This is a genomic window from Leifsonia lichenia, from assembly GCF_054780215.1.
Genome location: NZ_BAAGWT010000001.1, coordinates 41,737 through 62,129, shown reverse-complemented (window position 1 = coordinate 62,129; position 20,393 = coordinate 41,737). Strand labels below are relative to the sequence as shown.

22 protein-coding genes are annotated in these 20,393 nt (G+C 70.8%); 10 read left to right on the top strand and 12 right to left on the bottom strand.

The features are described 5' to 3' along the window. Positions 1–106: 106 nt before the first annotated feature. From ACYVGI_RS00335 to paaA, 6 genes are read right to left on the bottom strand one after another with little or no spacing between them, the layout of a single operon-like run. Positions 107–877, bottom strand: coding sequence for an enoyl-CoA hydratase/isomerase family protein (locus ACYVGI_RS00335; protein WP_460630701.1), 771 nt, complete (start codon positions 875–877; stop codon positions 107–109). A gap of 10 nt (positions 878–887) precedes the next feature. Beyond that, positions 888–1,994, bottom strand: coding sequence for a 1,2-phenylacetyl-CoA epoxidase subunit PaaE (gene paaE, locus ACYVGI_RS00330; protein ID WP_460630700.1), 1,107 nt, complete (start codon positions 1,992–1,994; stop codon positions 888–890). Continuing rightward, the gene (gene paaD / locus ACYVGI_RS00325) at positions 1,994–2,503 is read right to left on the bottom strand and encodes a 1,2-phenylacetyl-CoA epoxidase subunit PaaD (RefSeq protein WP_460630699.1); all 510 of its coding nucleotides are present in this window, start codon (positions 2,501–2,503) and stop codon (positions 1,994–1,996) included. The genes paaE and paaD overlap by 1 nt, the downstream gene beginning before the upstream one ends. Continuing rightward, complete coding sequence (paaC, locus tag ACYVGI_RS00320; RefSeq protein WP_460630698.1) at positions 2,500–3,354, bottom strand: 1,2-phenylacetyl-CoA epoxidase subunit PaaC; 855 nt, start codon at positions 3,352–3,354, stop codon at positions 2,500–2,502. Before paaC ends, paaD begins: the two co-directional genes overlap by 4 nt. Beyond that, a complete protein-coding gene (paaB, locus tag ACYVGI_RS00315) occupies positions 3,351–3,665 on the bottom strand; it encodes a 1,2-phenylacetyl-CoA epoxidase subunit PaaB (RefSeq protein WP_460630697.1) in 315 nt (104 codons plus the stop codon). The genes paaC and paaB overlap by 4 nt, the downstream gene beginning before the upstream one ends. After that, entirely contained in the window at positions 3,665–4,660 is a 996-nt protein-coding gene (gene paaA, locus ACYVGI_RS00310; RefSeq protein WP_460630696.1) for a 1,2-phenylacetyl-CoA epoxidase subunit PaaA, read from the bottom strand. Before paaA ends, paaB begins: the two co-directional genes overlap by 1 nt. Positions 4,661–4,757: 97 nt before the next feature. On the opposite strand from paaA, the gene paaI reads away from it, so the two are divergent. The 3 genes from paaI to ACYVGI_RS00295 are packed head-to-tail and all read left to right on the top strand — an operon-like array spanning position 4,758 to position 7,169. Continuing rightward, the gene (gene paaI, locus ACYVGI_RS00305; protein ID WP_460630695.1) at positions 4,758–5,159 is read left to right on the top strand and encodes a hydroxyphenylacetyl-CoA thioesterase PaaI; all 402 of its coding nucleotides are present in this window, start codon (positions 4,758–4,760) and stop codon (positions 5,157–5,159) included. A gap of 50 nt (positions 5,160–5,209) precedes the next feature. Beyond that, the gene (paaK, locus tag ACYVGI_RS00300; protein WP_460630694.1) at positions 5,210–6,535 is read left to right on the top strand and encodes a phenylacetate--CoA ligase PaaK; all 1,326 of its coding nucleotides are present in this window, start codon (positions 5,210–5,212) and stop codon (positions 6,533–6,535) included. Between the two features lie 37 nt (positions 6,536–6,572). Beyond that, on the top strand, positions 6,573–7,169 hold the full coding sequence (locus tag ACYVGI_RS00295; protein WP_460630693.1) for a TetR/AcrR family transcriptional regulator: 597 nt from the start codon (positions 6,573–6,575) through the stop codon (positions 7,167–7,169). A gap of 234 nt (positions 7,170–7,403) precedes the next feature. Here ACYVGI_RS00295 and paaZ read toward each other — a convergent pair whose 3' ends face one another. The 4 genes from paaZ to ACYVGI_RS00275 form a co-directional block, all read right to left on the bottom strand. Beyond that, the gene (paaZ, locus tag ACYVGI_RS00290; RefSeq protein WP_460630692.1) at positions 7,404–9,509 is read right to left on the bottom strand and encodes a phenylacetic acid degradation bifunctional protein PaaZ; all 2,106 of its coding nucleotides are present in this window, start codon (positions 9,507–9,509) and stop codon (positions 7,404–7,406) included. After that, positions 9,506–10,483: a 3-hydroxyacyl-CoA dehydrogenase family protein gene (locus ACYVGI_RS00285; RefSeq protein WP_460631461.1), complete on the bottom strand. Its 978-nt coding sequence runs from the start codon at positions 10,481–10,483 to the stop codon at positions 9,506–9,508. The genes paaZ and ACYVGI_RS00285 overlap by 4 nt, the downstream gene beginning before the upstream one ends. Before the next feature lie 17 nt (positions 10,484–10,500). Beyond that, entirely contained in the window at positions 10,501–11,247 is a 747-nt protein-coding gene (locus ACYVGI_RS00280; RefSeq protein WP_460631460.1) for an enoyl-CoA hydratase/isomerase family protein, read from the bottom strand. A 98-nt stretch (positions 11,248–11,345) separates the two neighbouring features. Beyond that, positions 11,346–12,530, bottom strand: coding sequence for a thiolase family protein (locus tag ACYVGI_RS00275; protein ID WP_460630691.1), 1,185 nt, complete (start codon positions 12,528–12,530; stop codon positions 11,346–11,348). Positions 12,531–12,645: 115 nt separating this feature from the next. Between ACYVGI_RS00275 and ACYVGI_RS00270 the strand changes: the two genes are divergently transcribed. Continuing rightward, complete coding sequence (locus tag ACYVGI_RS00270; RefSeq protein WP_460630690.1) at positions 12,646–13,044, top strand: PaaI family thioesterase; 399 nt, start codon at positions 12,646–12,648, stop codon at positions 13,042–13,044. Positions 13,045–13,169: 125 nt separating this feature from the next. On the opposite strand, the gene ACYVGI_RS00265 is transcribed toward ACYVGI_RS00270, so the two are convergent. After that, complete coding sequence (locus ACYVGI_RS00265; protein WP_460630689.1) at positions 13,170–13,598, bottom strand: Lrp/AsnC family transcriptional regulator; 429 nt, start codon at positions 13,596–13,598, stop codon at positions 13,170–13,172. A gap of 128 nt (positions 13,599–13,726) precedes the next feature. Here ACYVGI_RS00265 and pdhA point away from each other — a divergent pair, with 128 nt between their 5' ends. The 6 genes from pdhA (at position 13,727) to ACYVGI_RS00235 (ending at position 19,857) form a co-directional block, all read left to right on the top strand. Then, positions 13,727–14,842, top strand: a complete 1,116-nt coding sequence (gene pdhA, locus ACYVGI_RS00260) for a pyruvate dehydrogenase (acetyl-transferring) E1 component subunit alpha (protein WP_460630688.1) — start codon at positions 13,727–13,729, stop codon at positions 14,840–14,842. Beyond that, the gene (locus ACYVGI_RS00255) at positions 14,839–15,861 is read left to right on the top strand and encodes an alpha-ketoacid dehydrogenase subunit beta (protein ID WP_460630687.1); all 1,023 of its coding nucleotides are present in this window, start codon (positions 14,839–14,841) and stop codon (positions 15,859–15,861) included. The genes pdhA and ACYVGI_RS00255 overlap by 4 nt, the downstream gene beginning before the upstream one ends. Next, the gene (locus tag ACYVGI_RS00250) at positions 15,858–17,237 is read left to right on the top strand and encodes a dihydrolipoamide acetyltransferase family protein (RefSeq protein ID WP_460630686.1); all 1,380 of its coding nucleotides are present in this window, start codon (positions 15,858–15,860) and stop codon (positions 17,235–17,237) included. The genes ACYVGI_RS00255 and ACYVGI_RS00250 overlap by 4 nt, the downstream gene beginning before the upstream one ends. A gap of 53 nt (positions 17,238–17,290) precedes the next feature. Next, positions 17,291–18,622 carry a M57 family metalloprotease gene (locus ACYVGI_RS00245; protein WP_460630685.1) on the top strand — a complete coding sequence of 444 codons (1,332 nt, stop codon included), beginning with the start codon at positions 17,291–17,293 and terminating at the stop codon, positions 18,620–18,622. 24 nt (positions 18,623–18,646) lie between these two features. Continuing rightward, positions 18,647–18,772 (top strand): hypothetical protein, encoded by a 126-nt coding sequence (locus ACYVGI_RS00240; RefSeq protein WP_281727766.1) that lies wholly within the window; start codon positions 18,647–18,649, stop codon positions 18,770–18,772. Positions 18,773–18,879: 107 nt separating this feature from the next. Continuing rightward, a complete protein-coding gene (locus ACYVGI_RS00235) occupies positions 18,880–19,857 on the top strand; it encodes a DMT family transporter (protein ID WP_460630684.1) in 978 nt (325 codons plus the stop codon). On the opposite strand, the gene ACYVGI_RS00230 is transcribed toward ACYVGI_RS00235, so the two are convergent. After that, positions 19,841–20,392: a nitroreductase family protein gene (locus ACYVGI_RS00230; RefSeq protein WP_460630683.1), complete on the bottom strand. Its 552-nt coding sequence runs from the start codon at positions 20,390–20,392 to the stop codon at positions 19,841–19,843. The genes ACYVGI_RS00235 and ACYVGI_RS00230 overlap by 17 nt on opposite strands. Position 20,393: the final 1 nt, after the last annotated feature.

The window sequence follows — 20,393 nt, the reverse complement described above, 5'->3', positions numbered from 1 at the left end:
AAGCCAGGATGCGGGACGACCGTCCCCGACCGCACACCGGCCGAAACCTGGCGTAAAGAAACATGGACGGCGGTATCACCGGCACGTCACCCGCACATCACCCGCCTCACTCGCCGCGGAACTCCGGCTTCCGCTTCTGCTGGAACGCCGCGAACCCTTCGCGGTAGTCCGCCGTGTCGCGCAGTTCGGCCTGCGCGCGGTTCTCGGCGGCCACCGCATCCCACAGGGCGAGCTCTCCGTCGCGGATGGCCGCCACGATCCGTTTGCTCGCCAGCAGCGCCGCGGTGGCGCCGGTCGCGGCGGTCGCGGCGGCCGCATCCACCGCCTGCTGCAGCTCGTCCGCGGGCAGCGCCCGGCTGAACAGCCCGGAGGCGACCGCTTCCGTACCGCTCATCAGCCGCCCGGTGTAGATCAGCTCGAGCGCCTTGTGCGCACCGAGCCGCGACACGAACAGCGAGTGCCCTCCCGAGTCGAGCAGCGCCCCGAGGGCCGCGAACGGCGAGCCGATCTTCGCGTCCTCCGCCACGTAGACCACGTCCGTCGCCAGCAGCAGCCCGAGCCCGACGCCCAGCGATGCGCCCTGCGCCGCAGCGAAGGTCGGCGCGGGGAAGGCGCTCATCCGGCGCAGCAGCGGGGTGACCAGCCCGTCGAGGTAGCCGCTGACGTCGTCGGTCGCCGGGTCGACGCCCGCGATGTCGCGCCCGGCGCAGAACGCCCGCCCGACGCCGGTGAGGACGAGAGCGCGCACTCCCGCGGCCTCGGCCGCCTCGTACGCGGACGCCAGCTCGCGCAGGCCGGTCTCGTCGAGCGCGTTCAGCGTGGCGGGCGCGTCCAGGGTGACCCTGGCGATCCCGTCTGCGATGGCGAGGTCGATCATCTGTTCCCCCTCACACGTCGTAGTTCACGACGACGCGGTCTGTCAGTGGATGCGATTGGCAGGTGAGCACGTAGCCGCGCTCCAGTTCCTCCGGTTCGAGGGCGTAGTTCTCCGTCATGCGCACGTCGCCGGTGACGAGCCGTGCTCTGCAGGTGCCGCAGACACCGCCTGCGCAGGCGAACGGCACGTCGGGCCGCACTCGGAGGGCGGCGTTCAACACCGACTCGTTCGCATCCACGCGGGTGTCCACCGTCGAGGTCTGACCGTCGAGCGTGAACTCGATCTGCACGGTCTTGTCGCCCTCGCGAGCGACGACGGGGTGGCCGGCGTCGCCGGTGACCTGCCCTGGCTCGCCGGTGGTGAACAGTTCGAATCGGAGGTGCGAGCGGTCGACGCCGACCGACTCCAGCACATCCCGGCAGAGCTGCACCAGCTCGAACGGCCCGCAGAGGAACCACTCGTCCACTGTGGCAGGGGGGATGAGCACGTCGAGCATCCGGCGGAACCGCTCCTCGTCGATCCGGCCGGACAGCAGCGGTGCCGAGCGCTGCTCCCGGGAGAGCACGTGGTGGAGTGCCAGCCGAGACGGGTAGCGGTCTTTCAGGTCGGCCAGTTCTTCCAGGAACATGACGTCGATCGCCGTCCTGTTCGTGTAGACGAGGGTGAACTGCGAGGTGTCGGACGCCGACAGGATGCTGTGCGCGAGCGACATCAGCGGTGTGATGCCGGAGCCCGCGGCGATCCCGACGATGTGTTTGCCGTCGAGGCTGCCGAGGTCGGTGGTGAACGTGCCCTGCGGGCTCATCACGTCGATCAGGTCGCCCGGCTTGAGCTCGCTGGTCGCCCACGTGGAGAACGCGCCGCCGAGGTCGCGCTTGATCGCGACGCTGATGCTGCCTGCTCGACCCTCCGCCGGGCGCTGCGGTGGCCTGCAGATCGAGTAGCTGCGGCGCAGCTCGCGCCCGGACACGGTCGCGCGGAGAGCGACGTGCTGCCCCGGCTGGTAGTCGTACTCGCCGCGCAGCGCCTCCGGCACCGCGAACGTCACCTCGACACTGGCCGCGGTGAGCGGCCGCACCTCCGCGACCGCGAGCGTGTGGAATCGTGCGCGCGCCATCACAGCACCTTGAAGTAGTCGAACGGCTCCCCGCACGCGCTGCACTCGTAGAGGGCCTTGCACGACGTCGAGCCGAAGTGCGAGAGCTCGCGGGTGTCGAGCGACTGGCAGTTCGGGCACTTCACGGCCATCTGGATGCGCACCGGCCCGGTCGCCCGCGCCGATCCGGCCGCGGCGGCTCCCGTCGGTGGCGCGATCCCGAACGCCGCGAGTGCAGCCTTGCCCTTGTCGCTGATCCAGTCGGTGGTCCAGGCGGGGGAGAGGGCGAGGCGCACCGTGACCGGCCCGAACCCTGCTGCCGTGAGCGCCTGCACCACGTCGGCGCGGATCGTCTCCATCGCGGGGCATCCGCTGTACGTCGGGGTGACGACGACGTGCACGCCGTCGTCGGTGACGGTGACCTCGCGCAGCACACCGAGGTCGTCGATTGTGAGCACGGGCACCTCGGGGTCCACGACGGCGGCCGCCACGTTCCAGGCGGTGTCCGCCTCGGCGAAGTGGCCGCTCACCAGGTGGCTCCGGGGAACTGCCTGGCGAGCACCTGCATCTCGGCGAGCATCGGACCCAGGTGCTCCGAGTGCCGTCCGTGCCTCCCGCCGCCCGAGGCGGTGAACACGGCCGGCAGTTCCAGTCCGGTCTCGGCGAGCACCGGGCGGATGCTCGCGTCGAAGGCCGGACGCAGCGACGACGGACGCGGCGCGACGTCTTCGAGCCGGTCGAACAGCTCGTCGTCGGTGAACAGCTCGTCGACGTACGGCCACAGGTCGGACAGGGCGGTGACGGTGCGGCGGCGCGACTCGTCTGTGCCGAGCGCGAGGCGGAGCATCCACTGGTCGGCGTGGTCGCGGTGGTAGTCGACCTCCTTGACCGCCTTCGCCGCGATGGCGGCGAGCGTCGGGTCGGCGGAGGCGCGCAGCCGCTCATACAGTTCGAAGAGGTAGTGCGAGACGGCGAACTGCCGCACGATGGTGTGCGCGAAGTCGCCGTTCGGCTGCTCCATCAGGTGCGCGGAGCGGAACTCGTGCTCGTCGCGCCAGTACGCGAGGTCGTCCTCCGACCGGCCGGATGCGGTTCCCGCGTAGCGCAGGAGGGAGCGCGCGTGCCCGAGCAGGTCGAGCGCGATGTTGCCGAGCGCGACGTCCTCCTCCAGTTCCGGTGCGCGGGAGATCCAGGAGCCGAGGCGCTGAGAGAGCACGAGGTCGTCGTCGCCAAGCCGCATGGCGTATTCGGCGGTGTCAGGGTCGGCGAGTTCGTCACCCGCGATGAATTCGCTGTCGAGGGTGACGGCGGAGAGCTCGATGTGGCCGTGCTCCGGCTCGATGGGCAGCTCGGCGGTCGGCGGGGTGGTCGGCTCCGTCACAGGTGCTTCACCCCCTCGCTCTCGGTGTAATAGGTGGCGTGCCGGTAGTTCTTCCCCGCCGGCGACTCGAAGAACGCGCCCTTCGCATCCGGGTCGCTAGCGGTGATCGCGTCGGACGGGACCACCCAGATCGAGACGCCTTCGCTTCGGCGGGTGTAGAGATCGCGGGCGTTGCGCACGGCCATCGTCTCGTCCGGCGCGTGCAGGGAGCCGACGTGCACATGGCTGAGCCCGCGGCTGGAGCGCACGAAGACCTCCCAGAGCGGCCAGACCTCTGCGTGCCCTGCGTCAGGGGTGCCGGGGGCGGCCATCAGGCGCCCACCTGTCCGGGATGCGCGGCGTCGGTCGGCGCTGCGCCGGTCTGTTTTGCGGCGTACGCGGCGGCGGCCTCGCGCACCCAGCGTCCGTCCTCGTGGGCTTCGCGACGGCGCGCCATCCGCTGCGCGTTGCACGGCCCGCGACCGGCGAGAACCTCCTGGAACTCCGTCCAGTCGATCGGGCCGAGGTCGTACGCCTGGCGTTCCTCGTTCCAGCGCAGGTCGGGGTCGGGGAGTGTGGCGCCCAGCACCTCGGCCTGCGGCACGAGCATCCCGACGAACCGCTGGCGCAGGTCGTCGTTGGAGAAGCGCTTGATCTTCCACGCCATCGAACGGGCGGAGTTGGGGGAGTCGTCGTCCGGCGGGCCGAACATCATCAGCGACGGCCAGTACCAGCGGTTCACCGCATCCTGGGCCATCTCGCGCTGCTCCGCCGTGCCGCGCATCAGCGTGAGCAGGATCTCGAAGCCCTGCCTCTGGTGGAACGACTCCTCTTTGCAGATGCGCACCATCGCGCGGCCGTACGGCGCGTACGACGCGCGGCACAGCGGCACCTGGTTGCAGATCGCCGCGCCGTCGACCAGCCAGCCGATAGCGCCCATGTCCGCCCAGCTCAGGGTGGGGTAGTTGAAGATCGAGGAGTACCGCGCCTTGCCGGCGATCAACTGCTCCGTCATCTCGTCGCGGGTTATGCCGAGGGTCTGCGTGGCGGAGTAGAGGTAGAGGCCGTGACCGGCCTCGTCCTGCACCTTCGCCATCAGGATGGCCTTGCGCTTGAGGCTCGGGGCCCTGGTGATCCAGTTGGCCTCCGGCTGCATCCCGATGATCTCCGAGTGCGCGTGCTGCGACATCTGCCGGATGAGGGTCTTGCGGTAGTCGTCCGGCATCCAGTCGCGAGGCTCGACGCGGGAGTCGGTGTCGAGGAGTTCGGCGAAGCGAAGCTCTTCCGGTGTGCGCTCCTGGGGGAGCGGCTCTGCCGTGATGGTCATCGTCGACCCTTCCGAATTACTAACTGATCGTTCGGTTAGTATATAGTCTGGAACACGGTCCGGCAAACGCGGCTGGGCCGGGGACGAGGAGGTCGGAATGACGCACGCGCCCGCCAAGGCGATGATGGAACGCGACCGCGCATCCCGCGCCCTCGGCATGGTGGTCGAGCAGTCGGAACCCGGCAGCGCCACCGTGCGGATGCTCATCCGCGACGACATGCTGAACGGCTTCGACGTCACCCACGGCGGCTTCGTGTTCTCCCTCGCCGACACGGCGTTCGCAATCGCCTGCAACGAGGATGAGCGGGTGACCCTCGCCTCCGGAGCCGACATCGTCTTCCTCAAGCCGACCACGGCGGGGCAGACCCTCACCGCGACGGCGCGCGTGCGAGCGCGCAGCGGCCGAACCGGCCTCTACGACGTGAGCGTGACAGACGACGACGGCGAACCCGTCGCCGAGTTCCGGGGACGCAGCCACACCACCGCACGCACCGTCTAGCCTCACCCAGACCGTTCTCCACCAGCACCACAGCACCAACGGAGGTCCCGATGTCGACGACGACACCGAGCAAGCCAGGATTCCACCCGCCGGCGGCGGAAGAGCTCGATGAGGAGGAACGCCTCGACCCGGACGCGCTCCGCGCCCTGCAGCTCGAACGCCTGCAGTGGACCGTGCGCCACGCATACGACAACGTGCCGCTCTACACGGCCAAACTGGATGCGGCCGGCGTGCGGCCGGACGACATCCGCACGCTCGACGACGTGGCCCTGCTGCCGTTCACCACCAAGGAGGACCTGCGGCAGACGTACCCGTTCGGGATGTTCGCCGTGCCGATGGAGCGCATCGCGCGCATCCACTGCTCCTCCGGCACCACCGGGCGCCCGACCGTCGTCGGCTACACCGCAGGCGACCTCGACCGCTGGGCGTCGCTCGTCGCCCGCTCACTGCGCGCGGCGGGGGTGCGGCCGGGGATGCGCGTGCACAACGCATACGGTTACGGCCTGTTCACGGGCGGTCTGGGCGCCCACGCGGGCATCGAGAAGCTCGGTGCGACGGTCATCCCGATGTCCGGAGGGCAGACCGCCAAGCAGGTGCAGCTCATCCAGGACTTCGAGCCGGACGTGATCCTGTGCACGCCGAGCTATCTGCTCACGATCGCCGACGCGATGGTGGAGGCGGGCATCGACCCGCGCTCCACCAGCCTGCGCGCCGCCGTGCTCGGCGCGGAGCCGTGGACGAACGCGATGCGCCTGGAACTGGAGGACAGGCTCGGCATCGACGCCCTCGACATCTACGGGCTCAGCGAAGTGATGGGGCCGGGCGTGGGCAGCGAGTGCCTGGAGTCGAAGGACGGCCCGCACATCTGGGAGGACCACTTCCTGCCCGAGGTGGTCGACCCGGAGTCCGGTGCCGTCCTCCCGGACGGCAGCCCGGGCGAGCTGGTGTTCACGAGCCTCACCAAGGAGGGCTTCCCCGTGCTGCGCTACCGCACCCGCGACCTCACCCGGCTGCTGCCGGGAACAGCCAGGCCGGGGATGCGCCGCATCGAGAAGGTGACGGGCCGTGACGACGACATGATCATCCTGCGCGGCGTGAACCTGTTCCCGACGCAGATCGAAGAGCTGGTGCTCGGCATCGACGACCTCTCGCCGCACTTCGTCCTCGAACTGACCCGCCCGGCGACCCTGGATGTGCTGACCGTGCGCATCGAGTCCCGTCCGGGGGCCGGCGTGGATGCGGCGAACAGGGCGTGCGCGCTGCTGGTGCAGCGGGTGAAGGAACGCATCGGCGTGACGGTGAACGTCGCGCGCGAGGAGCCGGGCAGCCTGGAGCCGAGCGCAGGCAAGCAGCAGCGGCTGTTCGACCTGCGGTAGGCGCGGCGCCCGGGCGCCATGCCAGACTTGAGGGGCTATGACTGAGACCGAGATCCGACGGGGGCGCCCCGGCTACGACCAGCGCGGCATCCTCGAAGTCTCGGTCGCGGCCTTCAACGAGCACGGCTACGACGCCACCTCCATCGGGATGCTCGCCGAACGCCTCGGCCTCTCCAAGTCGGCCATCTACCACCACGTCTCGTCCAAGGACGAACTGCTGGAGCTCGCGCTCGGCGAAGCCCTCGACAGCCTGGAGGGTGTCCTCACGGAGCGCGGCGCGACGACGGGAGACGCAGCGGACCGCCTCGCCCACGTGCTGCGCGGTGCGGTGCGCGTGCTCGTGGACAAGCTGCCGTACGTGACCCTCCTGCTGCGCGTGCGCGGCAACACCGAGGTGGAGCGCGCCGCCCTGTCCAGACGCCGGGCCTTCGACCGTGCCGTCGCCTCCCTCGTGGTGGAGGCGCGGGACGCAGGCTCTTTGCGCGCCGACCTCGACCCCGGCATCGTCTCCCGGCTGCTCTTCGGCATGATCAACTCGATCGCCGAGTGGTACCGCCCCGGCGGCCAGGAGGACGCCGACCAGCTCGCCGCCGACGTCCTCACCGTCGCCCTCGACGGCCTCCGGGTGAAGTAGCCCCGCGCTCATCCTTTCCGTCCGGACGGAGTCCTCGGCCGACACGCCGCGCAATTCTCCGTCCGAACGGAGCCCAGCCCTCGTCCGGCCCGATTCTCCTTCCGAACGGAGACGCTGCCCCACGCTGCGCGACTCCGTTCGGAAGGAGAACCGCGGCGCGGCGGCCTCGGTCTCCGTTCGAACGGAGATTCGCCCGGCGTGGCGGCCGCGACGTCCTGCCGGACGGTCGCGCCGCTACTCCTTCGCCACCAGCGTCAGCACGTCGTAGGTGGCGACGGTCTCGTCGTGCTGGTTGTGGATGACCGCATCCCAGCGCACCTCGCCGTACTCGTCCGTCTCGCGCGGCGTGATCTGCTTGGCCGTCAGGGTCACCCGGATGCTGTCGCCCGGCACCACCGGCGTGAGGAACCGCAGATTCTCCAGCCCGTAGTTCGCGAGCACCGGCCCTGGCGCAGGGTCGACGAACAGCCCTGCCGCCCAGGAGACGAGCAGGTAGCCGTGCGCGACGCGGCCGGGGAAGAACGGGTTGGCCGCCGCCGCCTCCTCGTCCATGTGCGCATAGAACGTGTCGCCGGTGAACGTCGCGAACGTCTCGATGTCGTCGAGGGTGACGCGGCGGCTCTTCGAGAGCACCTGGTCGCCGATCGTCAGCGTCGACAGCGCCTTGCGGAACGGATGCACGCCGTCCGCGCTCGCCGTCGCTCCCTGGTGCCACACCCCGGTCACCGCCGTCAGCAGCTCCGGCGTGCCCTGGATCGCCGTGCGCTGCATGTGGTGCAGCACGGCACGGATGCCGCCCAGCTCCTCTCCGCCGCCGGCCCGGCCCGGCCCGCCGTGCACGAGGTGCGGCATCGGAGAGCCGTGCCCGGTCGACGTTCGGGCGTCATCGCGGTCGAGAAGCAGCACGCGGCCATTGGATGCGGCGATCCCGGTGACGAGATCCCGCGCGAGAGCGGGGTCGTGGGTCGCGACGCTGGTCACGAGCGAGCCGCCGCCGCGTGCCACCAGGCGCACCGCATCCGCCGTGGTGTCGTAGCTCAGGATGCTCGCGACGGGACCGAAGGCCTCGATCGTGTGGACCGCATCCACGTCGGCGTCGGCGAAGCGGAGCACGATGGGGGAGACGAACGCGCCGTCCGTGGCCTGGCCGGTCGAGCCGTCCGCGCGCAGCACCTCCGGCGCCGCCAGGTCGCCGACGACGATCTCGCCGCCCGCGTCGACCAGGCGGCCGACCTGGCGCAGCACCTCGTCGCGCTGAGCGAGCGACGCGAGCGGTCCCATGGTCACGCCCTCCGCTCGCGGGTCTCCGACGACCACCCGCTGCTGGATGCGCTCGCGCACCGCGGCCACGAGGTCGTCCACCGCGGCGGCGGGCACGATGGCGCGGCGGATCGCGGTGCACTTCTGCCCGGACTTCGCCGTCAGCTCGGTGACGAGCTGCTTCACGTACGCGTCGAACTCGGGCGTCCCCGACACGGCGTCCGCGCCGAGCACGGAGGCGTTGATGGAGTCGGTCTCGCTGGTGAACCGCACGCCGCCGGTTTGCACGGCGTCGTGCGCGCGCAGCTTCTCCGCGGTCGACGCCGAACCGGTGAACGCGACGATGTCGCCGAGCCGCAGGTGCTCGAACAGGTCGGGGACTGCGCCGGACACCAGTTGCAGGGACCCGGCGGGCAGCAGCCCCGTCTCGTCCAGGATGCGCACCATCGCCTCGGCGACGTAGCCGGTGGGCGTCGCGGGCTTCACCAGCGTCGGAACTCCGGCGAGGAACGCAGGGGCGAACTTCTCCAGCGCGCCCCACACCGGGAAGTTGAACGCGTTGATCTGCACGGCGACGCCGGTCAGCCTGGTGTAGATGTGGCGGGCGATGAACGAGCCGTCCGCCGACAGCGACTCGACGGGTCCGTCGAGGTAGACCTGGCCGTTCGGCAGCTCGCGTCGCCCCTTCGACGAGTACGTGAACAGCACGCCGATGCCGCCGTCGATGTCGATCCACGAGTCGGTCTTCGTGGCACCGGCGCGACTCGACAGCGCATACAGCTCGTCTTTGCGCGCGGTGAGCGCCTGCGCGAACTGCTTCAGCAGCACGGCACGCTGGTGGAAGGTGAGCGCGCCGAGCGACGCCTGCCCGACCGTGCGAGCGTAGTCGAGCGCGCCCGCCAGGTCGAGGCCGGCGGTGCTCACCCTCGCGACGAGTTCGCCGGTGGATGCGTCGCGCACCTCCGTGGTGTCGCGCACCTCCGTGGTGTCGCGCACCTCCGTGGCATCTGGCGCGTCTGCTGCATCTGGTGTCCACCATCCGCCCTTCACGTAGCTGGGCAGAATGTCGTGCTGGCTCATCGGTGAACCTCCGGTGTCGCGGGGTGGGTAACAGTGCGGGAATCAGGGGACGGCGTCGTCGGGGCGGACGCATCCGGCCAGTCGTAGAAGCCGCGCCCCGACTTCCGTCCGAGGCGCCCGTCGGCGACCATCGATCGCAGCAGGGCGGGCGGCTCGAAGCGCGCGCCGAGGTGTTCGTGCAGGTACTCGGCGATGCCGAGCCGCACATCCAGGCCTACGAGATCGGTGAGCCGCAGCGGTCCCACCGGATGCTTGTAGCCGAGCACCATCGCCGCGTCGATGTCGTCCGCGCTCGCGACGCCATCCTCGAGCATCCGGATCGCCTCCAGCCCGAGCGCGACGCCGAGCCGCGAGGAAGCGAAGCCGGGGGCGTCGGACACGGTGATGGGCGTCTTGCCGATCGCGGCGACCCAGCCCTGCGCGGCAGCGACCACCTCCGGCCGGGTGGCAGGGCCGGTGACCACCTCGACCAGCGCTGAGGCCGGCACCGGGTTGAAGAAGTGCATCCCGAGGAAACGGCCGGGGGAGCGGAGGGCGCCTGCGAGCTCGCCGATCGAGATGGACGAGGTGTTGCTCGCCAGCACGGCGTCGACGGACATGGCGCTCTCGGCACGGCGCAGCGCATCCACTTTGAGGTCGCGGTCCTCCGGCACGGCCTCCACGACCAGTCCGCACTCGGCGAAGGCATTCGTGGCCGTGGCGGTCGTGAGGCCGGCCACCAGCTCGTCGGCGCTGCGCTCGGTCGCGCCACGTTGCACCGACGCGTCGAGAGCGCTCCGGATGCGGGCGCGGGCGGCGTCGGCCGCCTCGCCGTCGCGCTCCACCACGGTCACCGCCGCCCCGGCCAGCAGGAACGCGTGCGCGATGCCCGCGCCCATCCGTCCGCCGCCGAGCACCCCCACGCGCTCGGGAACGCCAGCGCGCTCGGGAATGCCACCGCGCTCGGGGACGCCGCCGGAGTCAGGAGCCCCCATCCGCTCGTCGACACCGTTCATCGCTTCCGCCTCCGCTCCAGGAACTCGGTCATCCGCCTGTGCTTCTCGGGCGATTCGAACAGCACAGCCTGCGCGTCCGCCTCCGCAGCGGGATGCGCGGAACGCGGCGCGTGGAACACCGCTTTCGTGTATCGCGTGGCCAGCCGGTCGTTGGCGGCGATGCGGTCGGCCAGCGCGTGCGCGGCCGGCAGCAGCGCATCCGGTTCGTGCAGCTCGGTGACGAGCCGCGCCGTCAGGGCCTCTCCGCCGTCCAGGATGCGTCCGGCGAGGACGATCTCTTTGGCGAGCGGTTCGCCGACCAGCTCCGCTAGCCGCCAGAGCGCACCGGCCGCCGCGATGATGCCGAGCCCCGTCTCCGGGTTGCCGATGCGCAGCCGTGGGGTGCCGAGGCGGAAGTCGGCCGCGTACGCCAGTTCGGCCCCTCCGCCGAGCGCGTAGCCGTCGATGGCGGCGATGACAGGGAGCGGGAGGGCGGCGATCCTGCTGAACACCGTGGCGTTGATGAGGAGGCGAGCGTCGGCCGCCGTCCGATCGCGCAGTTCGGCGATATCCGCACCGGATGCGAACACCCCGTCGCCGCCCGTGACGATCAGGATGCGCGGCTCCTCTTCAAGGGCGGCGCACAAGGCGTGCAGGTCGTCGACCATCCGCTGGTCGATGGCGTTCCTGGTCTCTGGACGGTTGAGGCGCGCCACGACGCGGTCGTCGCTCTCCTCGACCAGGAGGGTGCGCATCCCATTCATCCCGGCTCCGTTCCCGGCTCTGCCGCTCATGTCGCCGCCACCGCTCATGCCGCCACCGCTCATGTCGCCGCCGCCACCGCCGCCACCGCCGCCGCCGCTCATGCTGCCTCGACGATCATCGCGGCGCCTTGGCCGACGCCGACGCACATCGTGGCGAGCCCGTACCGCGAGCGCTCGCGCTCCATCCGGCCGAGCAGTGTGACCAGCAGGCGTGCGCCGCTCGACCCGAGCGCGTGTCCGAGGGCGATGGCGCCGCCGTCGGTGTTGACGAGCTTGTCGTCCAGCCCGAGTCTCCTGATGCACGCGATGGCCTGGCTGGCGAACGCCTCGTTCAGCTCGACGCTGCCGAGCTGCCCCAGCTCCAGCCCGCTGCGCTCCAGCGCCTTGTGCACTGCTGGCACCGGTCCGAGGCCCATGATCTCCGGGGCGACGCCGACGCTGGTGCCGACGACGACGCGGGCTCTCGGCGTCAGACCGTACCGGCTGACGGCGTCCGCGCTCGCCACGACGATCGCCGAGGCGCCGTCGTTGAGCGGGGACGAGTTGCCTGCGGTGACCACGCTGCCGCCTGCGACGACCGGCCTCAGGGCGGCGAGCGCGTCCCTGGTCGTGTCGCGGCGGATGCTCTCGTCGACAGTCACCAGGCCGCGCGGGGTCTCGACCGGCAGGATCTCGTCCGCGAAACGTCCCGCGTCCGTCGCCGCCGCTGCGCGCTGGTGGCTGCGCAGGGCGAACGCGTCGGCGTCGTCGCGGCTGATGCCGTCGATGCCGGCCACCTCCTCGGCCGTCTCCGGCATCGAGTACGTGGCCTTGGCGCGCTCGAGGAAGCGGGGGTTGGTGAAGCGCCAGCCGATCGACGTGTCGAACTGCGGCCCCGGCTTGGCGTAGGCGCGCTCCGGCTTGCCCTGCACCCAGGGCGCCCTGGTCATCGACTCGACGCCGCCAGCGACGACGATGTCCGCATCCCCGGCCCTGACCGCCTGCGCCGCCATTGTGACGGCGGAGAGCCCGGATGCGCAGAGCCGGTTCACCGTGATGCCCGGCACGGCGTCCGGCAGTCCGGCCAGCAGCGCGGCCATGCGGGCGACGTTGCGGTTGTCCTCGCCTGCCTGGTTGGCGGCGCCGACGATCACCTCGTCGATCGTGTGCTGCTCGATGCCGGCGCGGCGAACGGCCTCCGCGATCACGAGCGCCGCGAGGTCGTCTGGTCGGACTCCGCTCAGGGCTCCGCCGTAGCGTCCGACCGCCGTGCGCACTCCGCCGACGAGGTAGGCCTCGGTCATTGCTGCCCCTGTTCGTTCATCATCGAGCGACGTCCGGAATTACCGACCGAACGTTCAGGAAGTAATCTTTTCAGACGCAGCCGCTCACCACAACTCCGCGGCTATGCTGTGGCGCATGAGCGACGGCGACTGGACCATCCACCTCGGGGAACTGGACGAGAAGATGGGGGTCCGCATCCTGGAGCAGTCGGCGGAGCGTGTGGTCGCCACCATGCCGGTCGAGGGCAACCGGCAATCGTTCGGGCTGCTGCACGGCGGCGCGTCTGTCGCGTTCGCGGAAGCGCTCGGCTCCTGGGCGGCCGTGATCCACGCCGGTCCTGGCCGCACGGCCGTCGGCGTCGACATCAACGCCACGCACCACCGCTCGGCCCGCAGCGGACTCGTGACCGGCGTCGCCACGGCCATCCGCCTCGGCCGCACCATCGCGTCGCACGAGATCGTCGTGACCGACGAAGACGGCAACCGCCTCTGCACCGTGCGCATCACCAATCTGATCCTCGACAAGGCCGACTGAGCCCGCTCCGCCCGCCCCCCTCCGCTCCGCCCCGTCGCCACCACGCCTCACGCACGACTCGTGCGAAAGGCGCGGTCCTCGCACGCGCCACCGCGCCTTTCGCACGACTCGTGCCCGCCGCCGGACTAGCGCAGGTCGTGGTCCTCGAAGACGAGCGACGTCTTGGTGTCGCGGACGGAGGGGATCGCGGGCAGTTCCTCCAGGACCACGCGGCGCAGGTCCTCGTTGTCGCGGGCGCGGACGAGCAGGATCACATCGAAGTCGCCGCCGACCAGTGCGAAGTGCTCCACCTCGGGGATGGCGCGCAGCGTGTCCCTGAGCTCGTGCCACGACGCCTGGTCCACCCGCAGCGTCACATACGCCGACGACGCACGGCCGGACAGCCGGGGGTCGACCTTCGCCGTGAAGCCCGTGATCACGCCATCCTCGATCAGCCGGGAGAGCCGCGTGTACGCGTTCGCCCTGGAGACGTGCGCCGCCTCGGCGACCGCCGTGATGGAGGCGCGGCCGTCGGCGCGGAGCGCGTCGATGATGCGGGAGTCGATGTCGTCCATAGCTGTCAGACAGTTTGACACCGAAACGGGTGATGTGCATCCGTTCGTCTCGAAAATGATTCGCCTCTAGCGTGCGCGATCCAGCGAAGTCATTCTGAAAGACAGCGACGTCTTTCAAAGGAGAACGGATGCACGCCGACGACCTGCTGCCGCGCGCCACCCCGGTGCGGCTGATCGAACAGGACGGTTCGTCTCACGAGGACGACCAATACCCCACCCCGTCCGTAGGGCGGATGCTCGACGGCTACCGCAAGCTCGTGCTCGGCCGCCGCATCAACGACCAGGCCAACGCGCTCGTGCGTCAGGGGAGGCTCGCCGTCTACCCGTCGTCGCACGGCCAGGAGGCCTGCGAGGTCGCAGCGGCCATGGTGCTCGCCGACCGGGACTGGCTGTTCCCGACCTACCGCGACACCGTCGCCGTCATCACGCGCGGCGTCGACCCGTTCGACGCGTTCCTGCTGCTGCGCGGCGACTGGCACTCCGGCTACGACCCGCACGAGCACAACGTCGCCCCGCAGGCCACCCCGCTCGCCACTCAGCTCCTGCACGCCGTCGGCTTCGCGCACGCCGCCAGGATGCGGGGCGAGGACACGGTCGTGCTCGCCATCTGCGGCGACGGCGCCACCAGCGAGGGCGACTTCCACGAGGCCATGAACTTCGCCGCCGTCTTCCACCTGCCCGTCGTCTTCCTCGTGCAGAACAACGGCTACGCCATCTCGGTTCCGCTCAGCAGGCAGACAGCGGCGCCCAGCATCGCGCACAAGGGCATCGGCTACGGGATGCGCGGCCGCCAGGTCGACGGGAACGACCTCGCCGCGCTGCTCGCCGTCCTCGGCGAAGCGGTCGACGAGGCGCGCGACGGAGGAGGCCCGACCCTGGTGGAGGCGCTGACCTACCGCATCCAGTCGCACACCAACGCGGACGACGCCTCCCGCTACCGCAGCGACGACGAGGTCACGCCGTGGCTCGCCCGCGACCCGCTGCTGCGGGTGCGCGCCTGGCTGAAGACGATGAATGCGCTGAGCGACGGAGACGAGGTCGAGCTCCAGGCCAACGCGGAGCGGGTCGCCAGCGACCTGCGCGCCGCCGTCAACGCCGAGGCCGAACCGCATCCGGAAGACCTGTTCGCACACGTCTACGCCACGCAGACGCCGCAGTTGCGGGAGCAGGCGGCGCAGCTCGCCGACGAGCTGGACAGGCAGCGGCAGGCAGAGAACGCACACGACCAGGAGGCAGCCCGATGACACTCATGCACGACGCACCGGCCGTCCCCGGGTCCGCCATCGTGACCATGTCGATGGCCCAGGCCATCAATCGGGCCATGGCCGACGCCCTCGACGCCGACCCGGCCGTCCTCGTCTTCGGCGAGGACGTCGGCGTGCTCGGCGGCGTCTTCCGCATCACCGACGGTCTCGCCGCCCGGTTCGGCGAGTCCCGCTGCTTCGACACCCCGCTCGCGGAGGCCGGGATCGTCGGAACCGCCGTCGGCATGGCCATGAACGGGATGCGCCCGGTGGTCGAAATGCAGTTCGACGCGTTCGCGTACCCGGCGTTCGAGCAGATCGTCGACCACGTCGCCAAGATGGGCAACCGCACCAGGGGAGCCGTGCGGCTGCCGATGGTGATCCGCATCCCGTACGCGGGCGGCATCGGCGGCGTCGAGCACCACTCCGACTCGTCCGAGTCCTACTACGCGCACACGCCAGGCCTCACGGTCGTGTCGCCTGCCACCCCGCAGGACGCGTACGGGCTGCTGCGCGCATCCATCGCGTCGCCGGACCCGGTCGTGTTCCTGGAGCCGAAGAAGCTCTACTGGTCGACGGGAGAGGTCGACCTTGCAGCGCCCGTCCCGCAGCTCGGCCGCGCCCGCATCGCCAGAGAGGGTACAGACGCCACCCTGATCGCGTACGGCCCGAGCGTGCCGGTCGCGCTCGCCGCGGCGGATGCCGCGGAGGAGGAGGGGCGCAGCCTGCAGGTGGTCGACCTCCGCAGTCTTGTTCCGTTCGACGACGAGACGGTCTGCGCAGCGGTGCGCTCGACGGGCCGTGCCGTGGTGGTCGCCGAGGCCCCTGGCTTCGCCAGCATGGCCAGTGAGATCGCGGCGCGCGTCTCCGAGCGCTGCTTCCACGTCCTGGAGGCGCCTGTGCGCCGGGTGACAGGGTTCGACACTCCGTTCGCTCCGCCCAAGCTGGAGCGGTTCTACCTGCCGGGAGTCGACCGCATCCTGGACGCGGTGGACGATCTCCAGTGGGAGGACGCGTGAGCGCGCAGGTCTTCCGGCTGCCCGACCTCGGCGAGGGACTCACCGAGGCGGAGCTGGTGCGCTGGCTGGTCGCGGTCGGCGACGTGATCGTCGTCGACCAGCCGATCGCGGAGGTGGAGACGGCCAAGTCGGTGGTGGAGGTGCCCTCGCCGTTCGCCGGAGCCGTCTCCGCCCTGCACGGCGAGGAGGGGGAGGCGCTGGCCGTCGGCGCCCCGCTGATCGAGGTGGAGGAGCCGGCTCGGGATGCGGTTCCGGCGCCGGAGTCCCAGAGTGCGCCGGACCCGGAGAGCACGGGGGGCTCTGGCCATGTCCTGGTCGGTTACGGCACGACCGAGCTGCACCACTCCGGTCGTCGGCGCGTGCGCCGCTCGACGGTGACGGCCGCCGCAGCCGCGGCACCCGCCGCTGCGCCGGCTCGTTCCGGTCCCGTGCCCGTGATCTCGCCCGTCGTCCGCACGCTGGCCCGCACCCACGGCATCGACCTGTCCACGGTCCGCGCGACGGGCGAGGGAGGCGTCATCACGCGACGCGATGTGGAGGCGGCGCTCGCAGCGGGCGCATCCGCTGCCCCCGCGCCCGCTGCCCCCGCGCCCGCTGCCCCCGCGCCCACTGCCCTCGCGCCCGCTGCCCCGGCGCCAGCCGAGACGGCCCCCTCGGTCGACCACCGCACCGGTCTCGCGCTGCGCGCATCCACCCCGTTCTCGCTCTTCCGCCGCACGGTCGCGGCGAACATGACTCGCAGCCGCTCCGAGATCCCGGAGGCGACCGTCTGGGTCGACGTGGACGCCACCGAGCTGTGGGATGCTCGCCGCCGTATGCGCTTCGGCGACCGTACGCCGTCGCTGCTGTCCTTCGTCGCCCGCTTCACGCTGGCAGCGCTCGCGCGCCGACCCGAGCTCGCCGGTCGCGTCACCGGAGACGGCGCGGGCATCGACACCTTCGACGGCGTCAACCTCGGCTTCGCCGTCGACTCGCCGCGCGGACTCGTCGTCCCGGTGGTGCGCCGCGCCGACAGGATGACCATCCGCGAACTCGACGGCGCCTTCGACAGGCTCACCCGCGACGCCCGTGCGGGCGGTCTCGCACCGGCCGAGCTCACCGGCTCGACGTTCACGATCAACAACTACGGCAGTCTCGGGGTCGACGGCAGCGCTGCGATCATCAACCACCCCGAGGTCGCCATCCTCGGCATCGGCCGGATGATCGAGCGCGCCTGGGTGGTCGACGGCGTCGTCGTGCCTCGCCGTATCGCCCAGCTCTCCCTCGTCTTCGACCACCGGGTGACCGACGGAGGCGTCGCCGCCGGGCTGCTGCGCGACATCGCCGACGCTCTGGAGTCGCCGCTCGCTCTTCTGGCGGACGCGCCTCCGACATGAGCAATAATCCCCAAATTCATAGATATCACGCGTGTAACATGTAAAAATAGAACATGTCACTCCGATTGAGAACTCTTGTCCGTTGGCTGTCGCTGTCCACCGCTCTCCCGCTCGTCGTCTCTCTCGCTGTCACGAGCGGCGCCGTACCGGCGGCAGCCGAGACGGCTCTGCAGGGCGATGTCGTGGCGGTCGACGTCGACACCGGCGCCGAGCTGCTGCCCATTGCTGGCCGGACGCGGTCGATCGGCAGCGGCTACGCCTTCTTCGCCTTCTCGGGCGGAATGCTGACGCAGAACGCAGGAACGTACACCGTTCGCCTCGTCGACACTCCGGGCATCGAGGAGATGCGCGCGGCGGTCAAGGCGTCCGTCGACGACGTCAACGCGCAGCATGCCGCCCGGCTCACCCTCGCGCCCGGTGTCACCGCCGCACGAGTGGCTTCCGCTGGAGAGATCCTGGTGGCCATCGACGACACGAAGTGCCCGACCTCGGCGGGATGCGCAAGCCCGGGTGTCCGCTGGATGGAAGGCGAATACCACGCCGTCTCCGGTCTGGCCTGGATCACGCCGCAGGTGCTGCGATACACCGCAGACCAGAAGCAGCACGTCGTCGCGCACGAACTCGGCCACACCCTCGGACTCGCGCACTACGACCAGACGCACCAGGGCGCGACACAGCTCATGCACTTCGCCTCGTACGAGGCGACCACGCTCCGGACAGGAGACCTGGCCGGTCTCCGATTCCTGAGCAACCCGACCCTCATCGCGCCGTCCATCGTCACCGGCTACTTCCGCGACCTGCTCGGGCGAGCACCGACGGCCGCCGAGCTGGACGTCTGGACGCACGACGTCATCCACCGCGGCCAGGATGCGGTGGCCGCGAGCCTTCTCAACTCGGCCGAGCATCGCACCAGGGTGATCGTCGACAGCTATCGCGCCGCGCTGGGCCGCACGCCGAGCGGAGGCGAACTCGCGCAGCAGTTGGCTTCGCTGGAACGGGGGACGACGCAGCGCACCCTCCTGGCCACGCTGTGGAGCTCGGACGAGGCGCACGCCGGAGCGGGCGGCACGGACACCGCGTGGGTCGCCTCCCTCCACCGCGGAATCCTCGGCAGAGACGGCGACTCCGCCGCGCTCGCAGCCGGGGTGTCCGCCGCGGCGGTCTCAGGGCGATTCGACGTCGCCCGGTCGATCCTGGCGTCGCCCGAATACGCGACGAGGCACCTCGAGAAGCAGTACCGGGAGCTGCTCGGGCTGCCGGTCAGCGCGATCGGCACCACGATGTGGACTCCATACGTGCAGAGCGGCGACTGGGAGAATCTCACCCGTGAGCTCGTCATCACGCACACCTACGAGAAAGCCGTTCTCGCGCGCTACGGAGTCTGACCGGCCGGGCGTACGCTGTCGGACATGACCGACAAGAAGCCGGAAGACGACGACTACGACCTGTCCATCGAGAAGGAAGTGGCGCCGGAGGAGAACATCCCCTGGCTGCCGCATCCCACGCCTGCCGACGGGGACGCGCCAGCTCCCTGACCGCGGCGTCCGCTCTGCACAGGTGGTCCCGCATCGCCGTGCCGCCCGCCGTGCCGCCTGTCCGGCGCGCGCGGCTGCGGGACCACCCGTGCATCTAGGCTTGTTCGGTGAGTGCTGACAGGAGACGGGCCTTCCCCGTGTGGCTGGCCATCGTCTTCGCCGTTCTGTGCGGGGCGGGCGTCGCACTGCAGTCCAGGGTCAACGGCGAGCTCGGCGCGCGGATCGGAGACGGCTTCACCGCCGCCGTCATCTCCTTCGGCTCCGGCCTGCTCATCCTGCTGGTCGCGCTGGCCGTCGCTCCAGCCGGGCGCCGCGGACTCGGCAGGGTCGTCGGCGCCCTCCGCGGGGGAGAGCTGCGCTGGTGGTACGTCTGCGGTGGCGCGGCAGGCTCGTTCCTCGTGCTGTCGCAGGGACTCACCGCCGCGGTGCTCGGCGTCGCGCTGTTCACCGTGTCGATCGTCGCGGGTCAGACCGTCAGCGGACTCGTCCTCGACATGATCGGCGTCGGTGCGGGAGGCAAGCGGCCGCTCACTCCGGCGCGCGTCGTCGGCGCGGCTCTCGCGCTGGCGGCCGTGAGCTGGGCCGTCTCCTCGCAGTTCGGCGGGAGCGTGCCGCTCTGGATGATGGCGCTTCCGCTCATCGCCGGACTCGGAGTCGGCTGGCAGCAGGCCGTCAACGGTCAGGTGCGCGTCGTCGCGGAGAGCGCGCTGACGGCGACCTTCATCAACTTCGTGGTCGGCACCACCGTGCTCGTGGTGCTGATGGTCATCCACTCGTCGATCGTGGGCTGGCCGACATCGCTGCCCGCCGAGCCGTGGCTCTACGTCGGCGGGGCGATCGGCTGCATCTTCATCGCGGGGGCCGCCCTGCTCGTCCGTGTGCTCGGTGTGCTGGTGCTCGGGCTCGCGACGGTGGCCGGACAGCTCCTCACCGCGCTGCTGCTCGATCTGCTCGCACCGAGCTCCGCGCATCCCGTGGCGTTCTCGACGGTCGCCGGCACGCTGCTGGCGCTGGTCGCGGTGGCCGTCGCGAGCATCCGGTGGGGGAACGCTGCCAGGAGCGGCCAGGCTACGAAAGCGTCGTGAGGTAGCGCTCAGGGTCGACGGTCTTGCGGTGGCTCTCCTTGGAGCCGTCCGGGATGCCGCCGACGTAGAGCCAGCCGAGCAGCCGCTCGTTCTTCTTCAGGCCGTGCATCTTGTGAACGGCTTTGGCCCTGGTCTGGTGACCCGTGCGCCAGATCACGCCCCAGCCGGCGTCGTGCAGCAGCAGGCTCAGGATGTGCGCCACACCGGAGGCGACGGCGTCCTGCTCCCAGCCGGGCACCTTCTCGCTCTTGGTGCGAACCGAGACGATCGCCAGCAGCAGCGGTGCGCGCAGCGGCTTGGCCGCGATCTTCTCCGCGTCGGAGCCGGAGGCGTGCGCGTCCTTCGCGAACGCGGCGCCCAAGCGGGAGCGAGCGTTTCCACGCAACTCGATCACGCGCCACGGGTGCAGTGAGCTGTGGTCGGCCACGCGTCCCGCCGCCGCGATCAGCGGCAGGAGCTGCTCGTGTGTCGGCGCCGCCTCCGTCACTCGCGAGTACGAGCGACGGGAGGCGACGGCGTCGACGAGCTTGGACACT

Coding starts and splice junctions, on each gene's coding strand:
- ACYVGI_RS00335 (WP_460630701.1), bottom strand. CDS start 877: ATGATCGACCTCGCCATCGCAGACGGGATCGCCAGGGTCACCCTGGAC.
- paaE (WP_460630700.1), bottom strand. CDS start 1,994: ATGGCGCGCGCACGATTCCACACGCTCGCGGTCGCGGAGGTGCGGCCG.
- paaB (WP_460630697.1), bottom strand. CDS start 3,665: ATGGCCGCCCCCGGCACCCCTGACGCAGGGCACGCAGAGGTCTGGCCG.
- paaA (WP_460630696.1), bottom strand. CDS start 4,660: ATGACCATCACGGCAGAGCCGCTCCCCCAGGAGCGCACACCGGAAGAG.
- paaI (WP_460630695.1), top strand. CDS start 4,758: ATGACGCACGCGCCCGCCAAGGCGATGATGGAACGCGACCGCGCATCC.
- paaK (WP_460630694.1), top strand. CDS start 5,210: ATGTCGACGACGACACCGAGCAAGCCAGGATTCCACCCGCCGGCGGCG.
- ACYVGI_RS00295 (WP_460630693.1), top strand. CDS start 6,573: ATGACTGAGACCGAGATCCGACGGGGGCGCCCCGGCTACGACCAGCGC.
- paaZ (WP_460630692.1), bottom strand. CDS start 9,509: ATGAGCCAGCACGACATTCTGCCCAGCTACGTGAAGGGCGGATGGTGG.
- ACYVGI_RS00285 (WP_460631461.1), bottom strand. CDS start 10,483: ATGGGGGCTCCTGACTCCGGCGGCGTCCCCGAGCGCGGTGGCATTCCC.
- ACYVGI_RS00280 (WP_460631460.1), bottom strand. CDS start 11,247: ATGAATGGGATGCGCACCCTCCTGGTCGAGGAGAGCGACGACCGCGTC.
- ACYVGI_RS00275 (WP_460630691.1), bottom strand. CDS start 12,530: ATGACCGAGGCCTACCTCGTCGGCGGAGTGCGCACGGCGGTCGGACGC.
- ACYVGI_RS00270 (WP_460630690.1), top strand. CDS start 12,646: ATGAGCGACGGCGACTGGACCATCCACCTCGGGGAACTGGACGAGAAG.
- ACYVGI_RS00265 (WP_460630689.1), bottom strand. CDS start 13,598: ATGGACGACATCGACTCCCGCATCATCGACGCGCTCCGCGCCGACGGC.
- pdhA (WP_460630688.1), top strand. CDS start 13,727: ATGCACGCCGACGACCTGCTGCCGCGCGCCACCCCGGTGCGGCTGATC.
- ACYVGI_RS00255 (WP_460630687.1), top strand. CDS start 14,839: ATGACACTCATGCACGACGCACCGGCCGTCCCCGGGTCCGCCATCGTG.
- ACYVGI_RS00245 (WP_460630685.1), top strand. CDS start 17,291: ATGTCACTCCGATTGAGAACTCTTGTCCGTTGGCTGTCGCTGTCCACC.
- ACYVGI_RS00240 (WP_281727766.1), top strand. CDS start 18,647: ATGACCGACAAGAAGCCGGAAGACGACGACTACGACCTGTCCATCGAG.